The organism is Rhizobium sp. WSM1274, from assembly GCF_025200775.1.
GTDB classification, from domain to species: domain Bacteria; phylum Pseudomonadota; class Alphaproteobacteria; order Rhizobiales; family Rhizobiaceae; genus Rhizobium; species Rhizobium leguminosarum_I.
Genome location: NZ_CP104140.1, coordinates 298,048 through 311,763, shown reverse-complemented (window position 1 = coordinate 311,763; position 13,716 = coordinate 298,048). Strand labels below are relative to the sequence as shown.

The 13,716-nt window shown below is 61.8% G+C and carries 13 protein-coding genes; 6 read left to right on the top strand and 7 right to left on the bottom strand.

Annotated elements, in window-relative coordinates; all coding sequences use genetic code 11:
• Positions 1-193 precede the first annotated feature (193 nt).
• The gene (locus N2600_RS31260; protein WP_260299545.1) at positions 194-2,215 is read left to right on the top strand and encodes a beta-N-acetylhexosaminidase; all 2,022 of its coding nucleotides are present in this window, start codon (positions 194-196) and stop codon (positions 2,213-2,215) included.
• 85 nt (positions 2,216-2,300) lie between these two features.
• Here the strand turns inward: N2600_RS31260 and N2600_RS31255 are convergent, their stop codons facing one another.
• Positions 2,301-2,777 (bottom strand): winged helix-turn-helix transcriptional regulator, encoded by a 477-nt coding sequence (locus N2600_RS31255; RefSeq protein WP_260060292.1) that lies wholly within the window; start codon positions 2,775-2,777, stop codon positions 2,301-2,303.
• A 90-nt stretch (positions 2,778-2,867) separates the two neighbouring features.
• On the opposite strand from N2600_RS31255, the gene N2600_RS31250 reads away from it, so the two are divergent.
• Entirely contained in the window at positions 2,868-3,683 is an 816-nt protein-coding gene (locus N2600_RS31250) for an oxidoreductase (protein WP_260299544.1), read from the top strand.
• A gap of 84 nt (positions 3,684-3,767) precedes the next feature.
• Here the strand turns inward: N2600_RS31250 and N2600_RS31245 are convergent, their stop codons facing one another.
• On the bottom strand, positions 3,768-4,508 hold the full coding sequence (locus N2600_RS31245; RefSeq protein ID WP_170261603.1) for a helix-turn-helix domain-containing protein: 741 nt from the start codon (positions 4,506-4,508) through the stop codon (positions 3,768-3,770).
• 278 nt (positions 4,509-4,786) lie between these two features.
• On the opposite strand from N2600_RS31245, the gene N2600_RS31240 reads away from it, so the two are divergent.
• The gene (locus N2600_RS31240) at positions 4,787-5,701 is read left to right on the top strand and encodes a DMT family transporter (RefSeq protein WP_260299543.1); all 915 of its coding nucleotides are present in this window, start codon (positions 4,787-4,789) and stop codon (positions 5,699-5,701) included.
• Positions 5,702-5,708: 7 nt separating this feature from the next.
• Here the strand turns inward: N2600_RS31240 and N2600_RS31235 are convergent, their stop codons facing one another.
• The 5 genes from N2600_RS31235 to N2600_RS31215 form a co-directional block, all read right to left on the bottom strand.
• Positions 5,709-6,911, bottom strand: a complete 1,203-nt coding sequence (locus N2600_RS31235; RefSeq protein WP_260299542.1) for an ROK family transcriptional regulator — start codon at positions 6,909-6,911, stop codon at positions 5,709-5,711.
• 84 nt (positions 6,912-6,995) lie between these two features.
• A complete protein-coding gene (locus N2600_RS31230; protein ID WP_260299541.1) occupies positions 6,996-8,195 on the bottom strand; it encodes an MFS transporter in 1,200 nt (399 codons plus the stop codon).
• A gap of 15 nt (positions 8,196-8,210) precedes the next feature.
• Positions 8,211-8,987, bottom strand: coding sequence for an SDR family oxidoreductase (locus N2600_RS31225; RefSeq protein ID WP_162115082.1), 777 nt, complete (start codon positions 8,985-8,987; stop codon positions 8,211-8,213).
• Positions 8,988-9,012: 25 nt separating this feature from the next.
• Positions 9,013-9,876, bottom strand: coding sequence for a MurR/RpiR family transcriptional regulator (locus N2600_RS31220; protein ID WP_260299540.1), 864 nt, complete (start codon positions 9,874-9,876; stop codon positions 9,013-9,015).
• Positions 9,877-9,897: 21 nt separating this feature from the next.
• Entirely contained in the window at positions 9,898-10,287 is a 390-nt protein-coding gene (locus N2600_RS31215; protein ID WP_260299539.1) for a RidA family protein, read from the bottom strand.
• A gap of 111 nt (positions 10,288-10,398) precedes the next feature.
• On the opposite strand from N2600_RS31215, the gene N2600_RS31210 reads away from it, so the two are divergent.
• Genes N2600_RS31210 through N2600_RS31200 form a run of 3 tightly spaced genes read left to right on the top strand, consistent with a single transcriptional unit; the run spans position 10,399 to position 13,488 of the window.
• Positions 10,399-10,881 (top strand): hypothetical protein, encoded by a 483-nt coding sequence (locus N2600_RS31210; protein ID WP_017968439.1) that lies wholly within the window; start codon positions 10,399-10,401, stop codon positions 10,879-10,881.
• A gap of 30 nt (positions 10,882-10,911) precedes the next feature.
• Positions 10,912-12,387, top strand: coding sequence for a M81 family metallopeptidase (locus tag N2600_RS31205; protein ID WP_260299538.1), 1,476 nt, complete (start codon positions 10,912-10,914; stop codon positions 12,385-12,387).
• Positions 12,388-13,488, top strand: a complete 1,101-nt coding sequence (locus N2600_RS31200) for a D-TA family PLP-dependent enzyme (protein ID WP_260299537.1) — start codon at positions 12,388-12,390, stop codon at positions 13,486-13,488.
• The last annotated feature ends 228 nt before the right edge of the window (positions 13,489-13,716 follow it).

Below are 13,716 nucleotides of genomic sequence, written 5' to 3'. Positions count from 1 at the left end.
GAGAGCGCTACAGAAATTTCCAATCGGCAATTGACCTGCCGGCGAGAAACTGACTATCAATCTTAAATCAATTTGATTGACTTCAAAAACAATGGGATCGCAAACGGCCGCTTGCGCCATGCTCATCCAAAATTGCGCACCCGGTTTTACGCCGGGATACTCGTGATCCGATCTTCAAAAGGAAAGAGTGACCATGTCCATACCGCGACCAAAAGCCCTGCGGCTTGAAACCCTTTGGAATCCGCCTGCGGACGGCAAGGAGTTTTCCTACGTCCTGCGCCTCAAGAACCTCGGCACCGAGTCGCTTTCGAATTTCTCGCTGTGCGTCAGCGGCCCGGGTCGTGTCGATCCCGCCGGGCGCGTCGACGGCGCCACAGTTTCGCAGCGGCTGTCGAATTTCACCGAATTCCAGCCGCCGGCCAATTTCGTTCTCGGCGCCGGCGAGACGTGGACGATCTCGGTCTACGCGCTGAGCTGGCAGTTCCGTCACTGGACGGACGGCGCGACGAGCGGCTATCTCGCGCTTTCCGACGGCAGCACGATCGTGCTCACCATAGAGCCGACGCGGTCTTCGGTCAGCAATGCGCCGCTGAAGCGTGGCGCCGAAATCTACCCGGTTCCCGTCAATGCGCCCGTTCAGGTGTCGATCATCCCCTGGCCGAACCATGTGGCGGTCACTTCCCGCCGGCCGCTGCCGGCCGGTTTTGCGCCGCAGGCGCGGAGCGCTGAAGGGGAGGCGGCAGCACGCAGTTTCGCAGCGCTGGTCGAACATCTCTTTGCCGTCGAAGGTATCGTGCGGAGCGAGGCGGAAGGCGCGGTTCCGGTTGCCCTGAAAGATGCCGCCGGGCTCGGGCCAGAGGCCTATCGGCTGAGCTTCGAGGGCGAGACGATCGCGATCGCGGCCAGCAGCCAGACCGGCTTCCTCTATGGCCTCGTCACACTCGGCCAGATCTGGCGCGGTGCAAGGCTGCATCCCGAGGTCTTCCAGTTTCCGGCTTCCGGCGAGATCGTCGATGAGCCGTCGATGGGTTGGCGCGGCCTGCATCTCGACGTCGCCCGCCAGTTCTATAGCGCGGCCGAGGTCAAGAAGCTGCTGGCGGTGCTGGCCTGGAACAAGCTCAACCGCTTCCACTGGCACCTTTCCGACGACGAAGCATGGCGCGTCGAGATCGACGCCTATCCTGATTTGACCGCGGTCGGCGCCTGGCGCGGTCACGGTCTTGCCGTTCCGCCGCTGCTCGGTTCGAGCCCGGCCCGCACCGGCGGCTATTACACCAAGGCTGCCATCCGCGAGATCGTCGCGCATGCCAAGAGCCTCGGCGTGGAGATCGTGCCGGAGATCGATATGCCAGGCCATTGCTACGCCATGCTGCAGGCGATCCCGGAGCTGCGCGATCCGGCCGAAGTCGGCAGCTATTATTCGGTTCAGGGCTTCCCCGACAATTGCATCAATCCGGTCCGCGAGAAGACCTATGAGATTGTCGAGACGATCCTCTTAGAACTCATCGAGCTCTTTCCGTTCAAGACCATCCATCTCGGCGCCGACGAAGTGCCGCTCGGCGCATGGTCCGGTTCGCCGGAAGCGCTCGAGCGCCTGCGTAGAGTGGCGGGGACCGAGGTTGCCGATGCGCATGCCGAGCGGCTGAACGTCGTCACCAATACCCATGGCGCCGACGACATCCACGGCTCCGGCGCCGCCATCCTGCAAGCGGAGTTCCTGAACCGCGTCCAGCGCTTCCTTGCCAGCAAGGGCTGCATCACCGGCGGCTGGGAAGAGGCGGCCCATGGCGATGTCATCGACAAATCGAAGAGCTATCTCTGCAGCTGGCGCAATGTCGAAGTCTCAGCCGAACTTGCCGAGCGCGGCTACGACATGGTTGTCTGCCCCGGACAAGTCTACTACCTCGACATGGCGCTCAGGCCCGACTGGGACGAGCCCGGCGCCAGCTGGGCGGGGACTTCGGACGCGGAGAAGCTCTACAATTTCGATCCCATCGGCGGCTGGACGGCAGCTCAGAAACAGAAACTCCTCGGCATCCAGGCCTGCATCTGGTCCGAGCCTATGACCGATCGGGCCGTTTTCGACCGCCTCGTCTTTCCGCGCCTTTCCGCGCTTGCCGAAACGGGCTGGACGAAGCCTTCGTCCAAGTCGTGGGAGCGTTTCAGGGCGCTCGCAGGACTGATGCCGCTGCTCTACGGGCTACAGCAGTCATAGTGCTCGGTTGGGGCCGCGGGTTTTGATTCGAGGATCCCCTTGCCATCGCCGGAGGCGGTGATGGCGGGGGATGCTGACATCGCTTTCAAAGGGCGTTGTCAGGTGCCGCTTCATCTGCCGCGGGCAGCGCACATTCGGGTGCGGCGATACGAATAGGACGGGTTCCAATTTCCGCGCCGGTCGCGCGGTCGATTGTGAGGGGTTCGATCTCCGTACCGGTCTCAGCGTCGAAGAAACGGGTGACTGCACCGCCGCTGCGATGCTTGCGGCCCCAGGCGCCGATTGCAAACAGCACCGGCAGAAAGTCGCGGCCGGCTTCCGTCAGCACATATTCATCGCGCGGCGGACGCTCGGAATAGCGACGCTTTTCCAGCAATCCTTCCTCGGTCAGCGATGACAGCCGCCCCGTCAGCATTGTCGGGACGATTCCGAGGCTTTTGCGAAATTCATCGAAGCGGGTCAGCCCCGCATGGGCGTCGCGCATGATCAACATGCTCCACGCATCGCCGACGAGTGCCAGGCTACGGGCGATCAGGCAGGGCTGGTTCGAAAGATTCTTCATGTCGATATCTTTTTAGTAGTGACTTGCTATCAATTTAATAGTAACAGAGTGCGCATGGATATTCCACGACAAAAACGAAGGCAGACGTTGATGAGCAAAAGAGAACGCGGCATCGCCCTGGTCACAGGGGCCTCTTCCGGCATCGGGCTGGTAACGGCGAAGGCCTTGCTACGCGACGGTTACCAGGTGTTCGGCACCAGCCGAAAGCCAATGGCCGACACCGCCGACGGCATCACCATGCTGATCTGCGACGTCATCGACGATCAATCGGTGCAGGGCGTCGTCGACGAGGTTCTGAAACGCACGGGGCGGATCGATCTTCTCGTCAACAATGCCGGGATCGGCCTGCTCGGCGGCGCCGAGGAATCGACCACGGCGCAGGCTAAAGCCGTGTTCGACGTCAACGTCTTCGGCACGATGCGAATGACCAATGCGGTGCTGCCGGTGATGCGGCGGCAGCGCAGCGGCCGGATCATCAACCTGAGCTCGATCCTTGGGCTGATCCCGGCGCCCTTCAACGCGCTTTACGCGGCGACCAAGCACGCGATCGAAGGCTATTCGGAATCCCTCGATCATGAGGTGCGCACGCAGGGCATCCGTGTCGTGCTCGTCGAACCGGGCATCACCCGCACCTCCTTCGAGGAGAACATCACGCGGCCGGACCGGCCGCTTGCCGTCTATGATGCGGTGCGCGCCGACGCGGAGAAGCTGATGCGCGAGATCATCTCAACGGGCGATGCGCCCGAGGTGGTCGCCGCAACCGTCATCCAGGCTGCCAATGCGGCCTCGCCCAAGAGACGTTACACAGCTGGGAAAGCAGCAGGGCAGATCCGTTTCATCCGCCGCTTCCTGCCCGAGTCCTTCGTCGACAAGAGCCTCCGGAAATTCAACAAGCTTCCCGGTTGAGCCAGCGCCGGCGTTATCGGCCAGGGATCAAGGCTGCCGTCCCGCCCGCCCACAGCCAACAAACACGTGCCGAGCGAAGGCGCTTCACTGCCGTTGCCGGTAGGCGGAGGGTGTGACGCCTGTGCCTAATTTAAATGCCCGTGTCATGTGGCTCTGGCTGCTGAAGCCGCAGGCTGAAGCGATCTGCGCGATCGGGTCCCTGCCGGATAACATCGATTTGGCGCGCTCGATACGCCGGTGAGCCACCCAGCCATGTGGGGACACACCGTAGCTGGCCCGGAACATCCGCTGAAAATGAAATGCGCTGAGCTGCCCGATCGCCGCCAGATCCTGCAAGCGGATTGTCTCACCGAGATTGGCCTCGATATACTCCAGGATCCGGCGCCGCACGTGAGGAGCGAGCCCCCCGCTGATCGCACAGGGACGCATTCCTCCATAACGCGGATCCACGAAGAAATCGTCGATCGTCTGCGTCATGGCTTCTTCAGCCAGCAGATGATCACCCGCCAACATCGCTTCGGTCAGCTGCCGAAGCCTATGCGCCAAGACGGGTGCGTCGGCGAAAGTCGCTTCGGCAACAGCCATAAGCCTGGAATCGCGGTCGAACGTCTCGGCAAACATCCGGCGCATCTGGTCGTCGGGAACGTAGAGATGGACGAATTCGAACGGATCGGTGATTTCCCATTCGGACGAGTGCCCCTGCGGCATGACACACAAGGCGCCGGGCCGGCCTTGAGCGGTGGGGCTGCCATCCAGGCGGCGGGTTCCGGCGCCACCGTTGAGATAAAGGCTGAACGTATGTCCGTCCGGGCGCTCATAGCTCATCCTGTCGCTGCCATTGCTCCAGAGGGCCGCAGATCGCCCGAACCCCAAATCGATGGATTGCGACATCCGCGCAGAGGGAGATGCCGACAAAAATCTGAAAACCGAAAGGCGGCTATCCTTCACCAATTCTTCCCCACACCTGGCCAAGCCTTGCGAACAATACTGGTGGGTGGTCCGCATGGCGAGCAGGGAAGTCCGGGCAAATCAATTTCATAGCAAGAATCTGCAAGAGACCTGTCCACGGTTCGCCTATCGGTCGGGAAAACGAGGATCACGCCATGGCAAATGCCGCTCTCTTCATCGCCACCGTCCTCATATGGGGGACGACTTGGATCGCCATTGCGATGCAGGTCGGTCCCGTGCCGGTCCTGGTCTCGGTCTTCTACAGATTTGCGGTCGCAGCAGTGATCCTCGTCGCCATCCTGGCTGTCATGCGGCGGCTCAAGCTCCCTGCCTTGCGCGATCAACCTTTCATCCTTGCGCAAGCGCTCTGCCTGTTCAGCCTTAATTTCATCTGTTTCTACAACGCCGCCGCCTCTATCCCGTCCGGTCTGATCTCGGTGATCTTCTCGCTCGCAACGATCTATAATGCCGTCAATGCGCGCCTCTTCTTCGGCGACCGCATTACAGGCCGCACGCTTCTCGCAGCGGCGCTCGGAGCAACCGGGCTCCTTCTCCTTTTTGGACAGGACGTTGTCGTCGATTTCGATATCGGCACGTTGAAAGGGATCGGGCTCGCAGCGCTTGGCACGCTGTTCTTCTCGCTGGGCAACATGGCATCGCGTCGCAACAGCGCGGCCGGAATCTCACCGCTGACCGCCAATGCCTGGGGCATGACCTATGGCACGATCATCCTCCTCTTCCTGATTGCCGTGACGCGAACGCCGATCGTGGCGCCTCCCAACATCACCTATCTTGCCGCGCTGCTCTATCTCGCCGCCATCGGATCGGTGATCGGCTTCACCACCTATCTCATGCTGGTGTCGCGCATCGGCTCCTCACGCGCTGCCTATGCCACCGTCTTGTTCCCGATCGTCGCCCTGTCCCTGTCGACGGTCTTCGAGGGCTACCACTGGACCGGTCTGGGCCTGATCGGCCTGGCGCTGACGCTTCTCGGCAACGTGGTCATCTTTGCGCGACCTCTGGCCCGTCGCCCGCCGCAGTCAGATGCGAGGCTGCCGGCAGGCGGATGAGTATGCGCTAGCCGAGCGGCTTTTGCAGTACGTCGAAGCGCGGATTGGTTTCGGAAAAGATCGGCAGGGCGGCAGCGCCGAGGATCGCGGTATCTTTGCCGGTCATGCCGATCATCACGCGGGGCACCGTCCGCTGCTGGTTGGGATCGATCGGAACGTGCAGCGGCTCCAGCCGTTCCGCAAGCCTAAGCATCAGCGACGTCGATATGCTGCCGCCGAGCACGATGGTCTGCGGATCGAAGGCCAGTTCCAGAAAATCGACGGTCTGCCGCAGCGGTTGGGCGGCCTGATCCAGCCAGGTATCGAGACCTTCGCCGCCCTTGGCGATCAGCGCGTCGAGATCGTCGGGCGACAGCTCCTCGGCATTGGCAATGCCCATGAATTCGTAGGCGACGGCTGGCGAGATGTAGCGATCCAGACAGCCGCGCTTGCCGCAGCTGCAGAGCTTGCCATGCGGTTCGACGATGATGTGGCCGATCTCGCCGGCATTGTTGCGGCTGCCCTTGTAGAGGTGGCCGTCGAGGAACATTCCAGCGCCGATGCCGCCGCCGCCGGCGAGAAACAGATAGACGAAGCTGCCCAAACCGCGGGCGACACCGTGAAGACGCTCGCCGATCGCCGCTGCCGTCGCGTCGTTTTCGACAAGCACCGGCACCTTTACCCGCTGTTCCAGCTCATGCCCGACAGGAAAACCCTGCCAGCCGGGCAGGTTCAGCGGACTGAGCGACGTGGTGCCGCCATCGGCATAGCGGCCGGGCAGGGCCATCCCGACGCCGAGCAACCTGTTCCGGTCGAATGTGAAAGCCTGCTGAAGATCCTCGACGATGGACTGGAGAGCCGGCATCGCCCTTTGCGGGTCGGGATGTTCGACGTGCCGCTCGATGCGCGCGCAGACGGCGCCGGAGAGATCCGTCAGAACCCCGCTGGCGCGCTGCCGGCCAAGTTCCAGGCCGATCGAATAGGCGCCGCGTGGATTGATGGAGTAGGGGATAATCGGCTGGCCGCGCGCCAGCTTCTGCGCCTCGGACGGAACGAGAAGGTGCGACCTCTCCAGTTCCTCGACGATATTCGACACGGTCTGGGCAGTCAGCGCCGTCATCCGGGCGATCGCCGCGCGCGACAAGGGACCGTGCGTGCGGACAGCCTCGATCACCACACGCCGGTTGTGAGACTTGGCCTGCTCGAGATTCGTGCCGGAGATCGCCTTCATGTCGCCTTCAAAGGAAATGCAGCGTCACCCTTGTCACAAGACGAACACCGATGAAAGCTCCATTCTTCGCAACGTCTTATTTGCTCAATGGGCGCTGCGTTTTTGCAGGAGCCCGAGCAGCGTTATGCCCGACAATCCGGTGACGGCGCTGAGGATCGCGGTTCCCGAATAGCCTGTCACATAGGTGCCGACGGCAAAGATCAGCGCGCCGATCCCGGCGCTGGCAAAGATATTGACGGAGATCAGCGCGCTGCCGAGCCCCGGTCGGTCGGCAATGAGATCCTGCAGATAGGTGATCGGAAAGCTGATGATCGCGGCCGCTCCGATGCCTGCAAGCAGGGCGAGCGTATAGAGGTGCCAAGGCTCGGAGGCAAAGCCGAGCAGGCTGAGGAACACGGCATAGATAATGGTGCCGGCGGCAAGCGCCGCCATCTGGCCGGTCTTGCGCGCGATCCGCGACCAGACGATGATGAAGACGACCTCCAGCAATGCGACGATGCCGACCAGAATGCCGACGTCGCTGAGCCTGCCATGCGCAGCGCCGGTGGCGATCAATGGCAGAAGGGCGTCGTTGAGATGCAGCGTGCTGGTGATCAGCGCCACCCCGCAAATATGCGCCGAGATGCGCGGCGAAACCACTTGGCGAAGCGCGCCGAGATAGGTGAGGTGATGAACCGCTGCCATCTCCGTCGCCGCCCGCTTCGGCAGGGCGAAGATGATGATGCCTTGGCAGAGCAGACATGAGAGGCCGGCAAAGAGGTAGGCCGGCAGCATGCTCGATGCGCCGGACAGCAGCAGGCCGGTGATGCCGGGGATCAGCACCCAGGACAATGAGATCATGGCGCGCACGCCGGAGTTGGCCGTTACCATGTCGCTTCGGCTCATGCCCTGCATCGCCGCGCGCGCATTGGCAAACAGCAGTGAGTTCAGCGCTCCGTAGATCGGTAGGGGCAGCAATCCGGCGATGACGAAGATGGCGGCGCTGGGAAAGGCGTAGACCATGCCGTAGCCGACGATGCCGAACAGGCAGGCGCCGATCATCGTCGGCCGGTACTCGCCCAACCGGTCGGCGAGATTGCCGAGCAGGATGCTGATGACGACGTTCACCGCTGCGGAGAGGAAACTCAGGAAGGAATAGAGGCCATCGCTCAAGCCCAATTCGCGGATACCCACGACCGAACGATAGGGTGCAGTCATCGCCCCCGCCATGCCAAAGGTGAAAATGGCGATCATGCTGGCGCGGATCGCCGGATTGCGGAAGACGTCGGGGAAAAGGCGGCTCATGCGGGCATCTGAAGGTCAGTAGTGCTCCGATTGGGAGAAGGTCCGCGCGAGCTCGGCCTGGCCTGCCGTGAGGCCGCAATCGACGGGCAGGCAGACGCCGGTGATGGAAGCGGCCTGGGGACCGGCAAGGAAGGCCACGGCATTGGCAACATCTTTCGGATCGACGACCCGCTGCAGCGGATACCAGCGGCGTGCTTCCTCGAAAACGTTGGGGTTGACTGCCGCGCGCGCTTCCCAGGCCTGCGTCTTCACCGTGCCGGGTGCAACCGCGTTGGAGCGGATGCCGAACTTGCCGTATTCCACGGCGACCAGCCGGGTGAAATGCAGAAGGCCGGCCTTGGCGGCGCTATAGGCTGGGTGACCGAAGACATGCATGCCGTTGACCGAGGCGATGTTGACGACGGACCCCTTCGAAACCGTCAGCATCGGCTCGAACGCGCGGAAACATAAGAATGCCGCCTCGAGATTAAGCGCATTGTCCGCCCGCCAGATCTCGGGCGTCGTCTCGTGCAGGCTGGTGGCGCGGGCAGCACCCGCATTGTTGACCAGGGTTCGAACGACGCCGACGTCGGCGGCGCGTCTTGCCAATGCCGCAATGCTCGTCTCGCTGGTCACATCGCATTGGACGGCGACGAAGCGGTTGCCCGGCCCGAGCTTCGACGCCACGGCAGCCGCGGCCTTCGCATCGATATCGGCGAGCAACACGACGTCGTGGTCATCGGCGAGCCGTGCGGCGATCGCCGCGCCGATATCACCTGCAGCGCCGGTAACGATGGCTATCGACTGCGTCATTTTCCGTCGCTCCCATTCATGAACCTCAATCTCCAAGCAATTGTCGGTCATCGCCGTCGCGGTGAATGACCAGCTGCTGCTTGATGCGCCGAAGCGTGGTCGTCGCCTTCGGCTGAACGGCATAGGCGACCAGGCTCGACAGGATATCGACCGTGGCGATGTAGGCGATGCGCGTCGAGGTCGGGCGATAGATATTGCTGCCTTCGGGTAGATCGATCGGCACGACGATTTCGGCAGCCTTGGCGACCGGGCTTGCCGTCTGTGTCAAAGCGATCGTCTTCACCTTCGCTTGGCGGGCAAGCTCGAAAGCCCGCACCAGCTCCGTATTGCGCCCGGAGAAGGACGAACCGATCAACACGTCGCCCGGCCTTGCCGCGGCCGCCATCATCAGCTGCATGCTGTGGTCGGAACTTGCCGTGATGCGAAGCCCAAGACGGAAGAGGCGGTTCTGGAGCTCGTCGGCGATCATCGACGAATTGCCGCCTGACCCGAACGCATAGATCATATCGGCCTTGGCGATATGCGAAACGGCAGCTTCGATCGCGGCAAGATCGAGCGACCGATGCAGCAGGAAGAGCGCGTTCTGGGCCTTGGTGATGATATCCTGGGCGACATCGGCCGGATCGGTGCTTTTCGATTCCGGCTTCAGATAACGCACGCCGATATGGGCGGTGCGGGCGAGTTGCACCTTGAAGTCGGAAAAGCTCTCGCAACCGAGCCGCCGGCAAAAACGGGTGACGGTCGGCGGCGATACCTCGGCCCGTTCAGCGAGCTCGATGATCGAGGCATTCACGGCAAACTCGAAGTCGTTGACGATGATTTCCGCGATGCGGCTCTCGGAGGGAGAGAGCCGGCCCCTATCTTCCTGCAACGTCGAAAAGATATCCAAACCCGTCCCCCCGATGGCTCGCTATGCGTCCTTCTTCTTATAGGCCACGCAATCGATCTCAACCTTGCAATCGACCATCATCGTCGATTGCACACAGGCGCGTGCCGGCGGATGTTCGCCGAAATACTCCTGATAGATTTTGTTGAAGGTCCAGAAGTCGCGCGAATCGTCGAGCCAGACGCCGACGCGCACCACATCCTCGACGCCGTATCCGGCCTCATCGAGGATCGAAAGGACATTGGCGATTGTCTTGTGGGTCTGGGCGATGATGTTGCCGTCGATGATTTCGCCATCCTCCATCGCAACCTGGCCGGAAACATACAGCCATCCGTCGGCCTCGACCGCACGTGCGAAAGGCAGCGCCTTGCCGCCGGCGCCCGTTTGAACAGTGCCATAGCGCTTGATCGGCATGCTGAAGTCCTTGCAAATTATTTTCTTGATAAGTTGACAAGTGACCATAGAAAGCAGAATTTGACCAGTGAAAAACGCCGTTTATGAAAAGAATTTCAATCCGGGGCTGATATGCGCGATCCTTTCCAGAATCCTTTCACGTCAGACAGCGCCCGGCATGCCATCTGGGAAATGCTCGTTCCGCGCGATATCGATGCGTTTCTGGCCGCCGACTGGTCGAAGGTGGAGCATGACTTTGTCGAAGAGGGCTTCATCGGTATCGATGCCCAGAAGCAGGTCAGCCCCGACAGGTGGCGCCTGGCATTTCCGACACTGTCGGCTTATCGCCAGGAATGGCTGAGGCAGGCAAAGGATTTCGCCGAGCAGAGTTTCGCGGAGGACGCGCGCACGGCGATCTTCACCACGACGACGCTTGAGGATATCGAAATCGAAGGCGACATGGCGCTGGTTCGCAAGAAATTCGACGGCAGCATTTCCAAGCCTGACGGCACCCGGGATGTCCTGCAATGGCAGACGCTCTATTATTGCAGGCTTCACCAGGGACGCTGGAAAATCTCAGGTTTTACCGGCTACCTGCCGAACCCGATGGGTTGACGCGGGGCCGACAACACGAAGGCCACATTCTTGCGCATTTTCACGGCAGCACTGGCGACGGAAACCAACACCTTTTCCCCGATCTGCGTGGATCGCCGCGCATTCGAAGCCTCGCTTTATGCCCCGCCCGGCCAGCATCCCGAAACACCGACGCTCTGCACCGCGCCGATCACCGTCGGAAGGCGCGTCACCCGGGAAAAGGGCTGGGAACTGATCGAAGGAACGGCCACCTGGGCCGACCCAGCAGGCCTCGTCAACCGGGGAACTTACGAGGAGCTACGTGACGAAATCCTCGAGCAACTTAGCGGGGCAATGCCTGTCGACGCCGTCGTCATGGGCCTGCATGGCGCCATGGTGGCTGCCGGATACGAGGATACCGAAGGCGATCTTCTCCAGCGCATGCGCGAGATCGTCGGGCCTAACGTTCTCATTTGCGCTGAGCTCGATCCGCACAGCCATCTCACCGCAAAACGCGTCGCTGCGCTCGATTTCGCTGTCTATTTCAAGGAGTTTCCGCACACGGACTTCGTCGACCGCGCCGAGGATCTCTGGCGCATTGCGGTCGAGACGCTCGAAGGCCGCATCAAGCCTGCTATGTCGGTGTTCGACTGCAAGATGATCGACGTCTTCCCGACATCGCGCGAACCGATGCGTTCCTTCGTCGACAAGATCATGCGGATAGAAAAGGATGATCCGGACGTCTTGTCGATCTCGGTGATCCACGGTTTCATGGTCGGCGACGTTCCCGAAATGGGAACGAAGCTGCTTGTCGTGACGGATAATAAGCCCGAAAAGGGCGCGGCTTTGGCGCGCGAACTCGGCCTCGAGCTGTTTTCCAAACGCGGCACCTTCATGGTGCCGCAGATCGACGAGAGGCAAGCCGTCTCGCAGGCGATGGCCGCCACCGCATGGCCCGTCGTCATCGCCGATGTCTGGGACAATCCGGGGGGCGGCACGGCAGGCGATGCGACGGTTATTCTCGCCGAGCTCATGGCCCGCGGTGTCACCAGCGCCGCGATCGGCACCATTTGGGATCCGGTCGCCGTGCAGATCTGCTTTGCGGCAGGCGAGGGGGCGGAAATTCCGCTGCGCTTCGGCGCCAAGTCGGCCCCCGGCACCGGCAACCCCATCGACGGCACCGTGAAAATCGTCAAGCTGGTGAAGAACGCCGAGATGCAGTTCGGCGAGAGCCTCGCACCTTTCGGCGATGCCGCTCATATTGTCCTCAACGGCCTCGACATCATCCTCAATTCGACGCGCGCCCAAAGCTTCGATCCGAGCCTTTTCTCGGTGATGGGCATTGATCCCACCCGTCAGAAGACTCTGGTGATCAAATCCACCAACCACTTCTTCGCGTCCTTCTCGAAGATCGCCGCCGAGATCCTTTACTGCTCGGCCGGAACGCCCTATCCCAATAATCCGGCGACGACGCCGTACCGGCGGGCACCGAAGACCATATGGCCGATCGTCGCCGATCCACACGGGTTAGAACGCGGAGCCGCCTAGATGCATGACAACAGGTTTGCCGTCGTCGCCAAGGCAGGAGACAGGATCGCCGATCTCTCGACGCCGCGTCCTGTGATCGACGAAGACAGGCTGGCTGCCAACATCAACCGCGTTCAATCCTATATGGATCAGCACGGGCTGAATTTCCGCCCGCATATCAAGACGCACAAAATCCCGGCTCTCGCCGTCGCGCAGGTTGCCGCCGGCGCCAAGGGCATCAATTGCCAGAAGGTGACGGAAGCCGAAGTCTTTGCCGAAGCCGGCTTCGAGGACATCCTCATCACCTTCAACATTCTGGGACAGCAGAAGCTCGAGCGGCTGGGCAAGTTGAACGAGAGAATTTCGGCCCTCAAGGTCGTCGGCGACAGCGAAGTGACGGTCGACGGGCTCGCAGCACATTTCTCCGGCCACAAGCCGCTGAACGTGCTTGTGGAATGCGACACCGGCGGCGGCCGCTGCGGCGTGCAGACGCCGGGTGAGGCGGCCTCTCTCGCCAAGCGTATCGCCGCTGCCGATGGCCTCACCTTCGGCGGCATCGTGACCTATCCGAAACCGCAATCGGCCGCCGCCGTCGAAGCCTTCATCAAAGAGGCGCTCGCACAGCTGACATCGGAAGGCATAAGCTGCCCGATCGTCAGCAATGGCGGAACGCCAAGCCTCTTCGAGGCGCATCTCGTCAAATCGGCCACCGAGCACCGCGCCGGCACCTATATCTACAACGACCGCCAGATGGTGCGCATGGGCCATTGCACCGAGGACGATTGCGCCATGCACGTGCTGGCAACCGTCGTCTCCCGCCCCAACGCCGACCGCGCCGTCATCGATGCCGGCTCGAAGGCGCTGACATCGGATCTTCAGGGTTTCAGCGATTACGGCCTGGTCGTCGGCTATCCCGAAGCGCGGATCAGCAGCCTCTCGGAAGAACATGGCGTGATCGACCTGTCTGATTGCACCGGCCCCCGGCCGCAAATCGGCGAAAAGCTCTTCATCATCCCGAACCACACCTGCGTTGTGTCCAACCTGTTCGACACAATGGTCTTCCATCGGGGCGGCATCGTCACCCGCGTCGAGGATGTCGCGGCCCGCGGCCTCGTCTGGTAGGCAGCGTGCCGGGTGAGGGCGAGATGGCCCTGATCACCGAAGGCCCCAGGTATTGGCTGATTGCTCGCGGTCTCGGTATCAGCAAGAATGCAGTCGCTGATATCGCAAGACATGCGCGTGGCGGATGATTTCGTTGCGCCAATAACCGATATGAGCTCAGCACCGACGGATGACCCGATTTGGGGCGGAAACTGGCGGTCGATTTTCGGCTTTTAAGTATCGAGAGCA

What these genes read in the sequence shown, in the direction of transcription:
- N2600_RS31260 (WP_260299545.1), top strand. Translation starts at nt 194, where the DNA reads ATGTCCATACCGCGACCAAAAGCCCTGCGGCTTGAAACCCTTTGGAAT.
- N2600_RS31255 (WP_260060292.1), bottom strand. Translation starts at nt 2,777, where the DNA reads ATGAAGAATCTTTCGAACCAGCCCTGCCTGATCGCCCGTAGCCTGGCA.
- N2600_RS31250 (WP_260299544.1), top strand. Translation starts at nt 2,868, where the DNA reads ATGAGCAAAAGAGAACGCGGCATCGCCCTGGTCACAGGGGCCTCTTCC.
- N2600_RS31245 (WP_170261603.1), bottom strand. Translation starts at nt 4,508, where the DNA reads ATGAGCTATGAGCGCCCGGACGGACATACGTTCAGCCTTTATCTCAAC.
- N2600_RS31240 (WP_260299543.1), top strand. Translation starts at nt 4,787, where the DNA reads ATGGCAAATGCCGCTCTCTTCATCGCCACCGTCCTCATATGGGGGACG.
- N2600_RS31235 (WP_260299542.1), bottom strand. Translation starts at nt 6,911, where the DNA reads ATGAAGGCGATCTCCGGCACGAATCTCGAGCAGGCCAAGTCTCACAAC.
- N2600_RS31230 (WP_260299541.1), bottom strand. Translation starts at nt 8,195, where the DNA reads ATGAGCCGCCTTTTCCCCGACGTCTTCCGCAATCCGGCGATCCGCGCC.
- N2600_RS31225 (WP_162115082.1), bottom strand. Translation starts at nt 8,987, where the DNA reads ATGACGCAGTCGATAGCCATCGTTACCGGCGCTGCAGGTGATATCGGC.
- N2600_RS31215 (WP_260299539.1), bottom strand. Translation starts at nt 10,287, where the DNA reads ATGCCGATCAAGCGCTATGGCACTGTTCAAACGGGCGCCGGCGGCAAG.
- N2600_RS31210 (WP_017968439.1), top strand. Translation starts at nt 10,399, where the DNA reads ATGCGCGATCCTTTCCAGAATCCTTTCACGTCAGACAGCGCCCGGCAT.
- N2600_RS31200 (WP_260299537.1), top strand. Translation starts at nt 12,388, where the DNA reads ATGCATGACAACAGGTTTGCCGTCGTCGCCAAGGCAGGAGACAGGATC.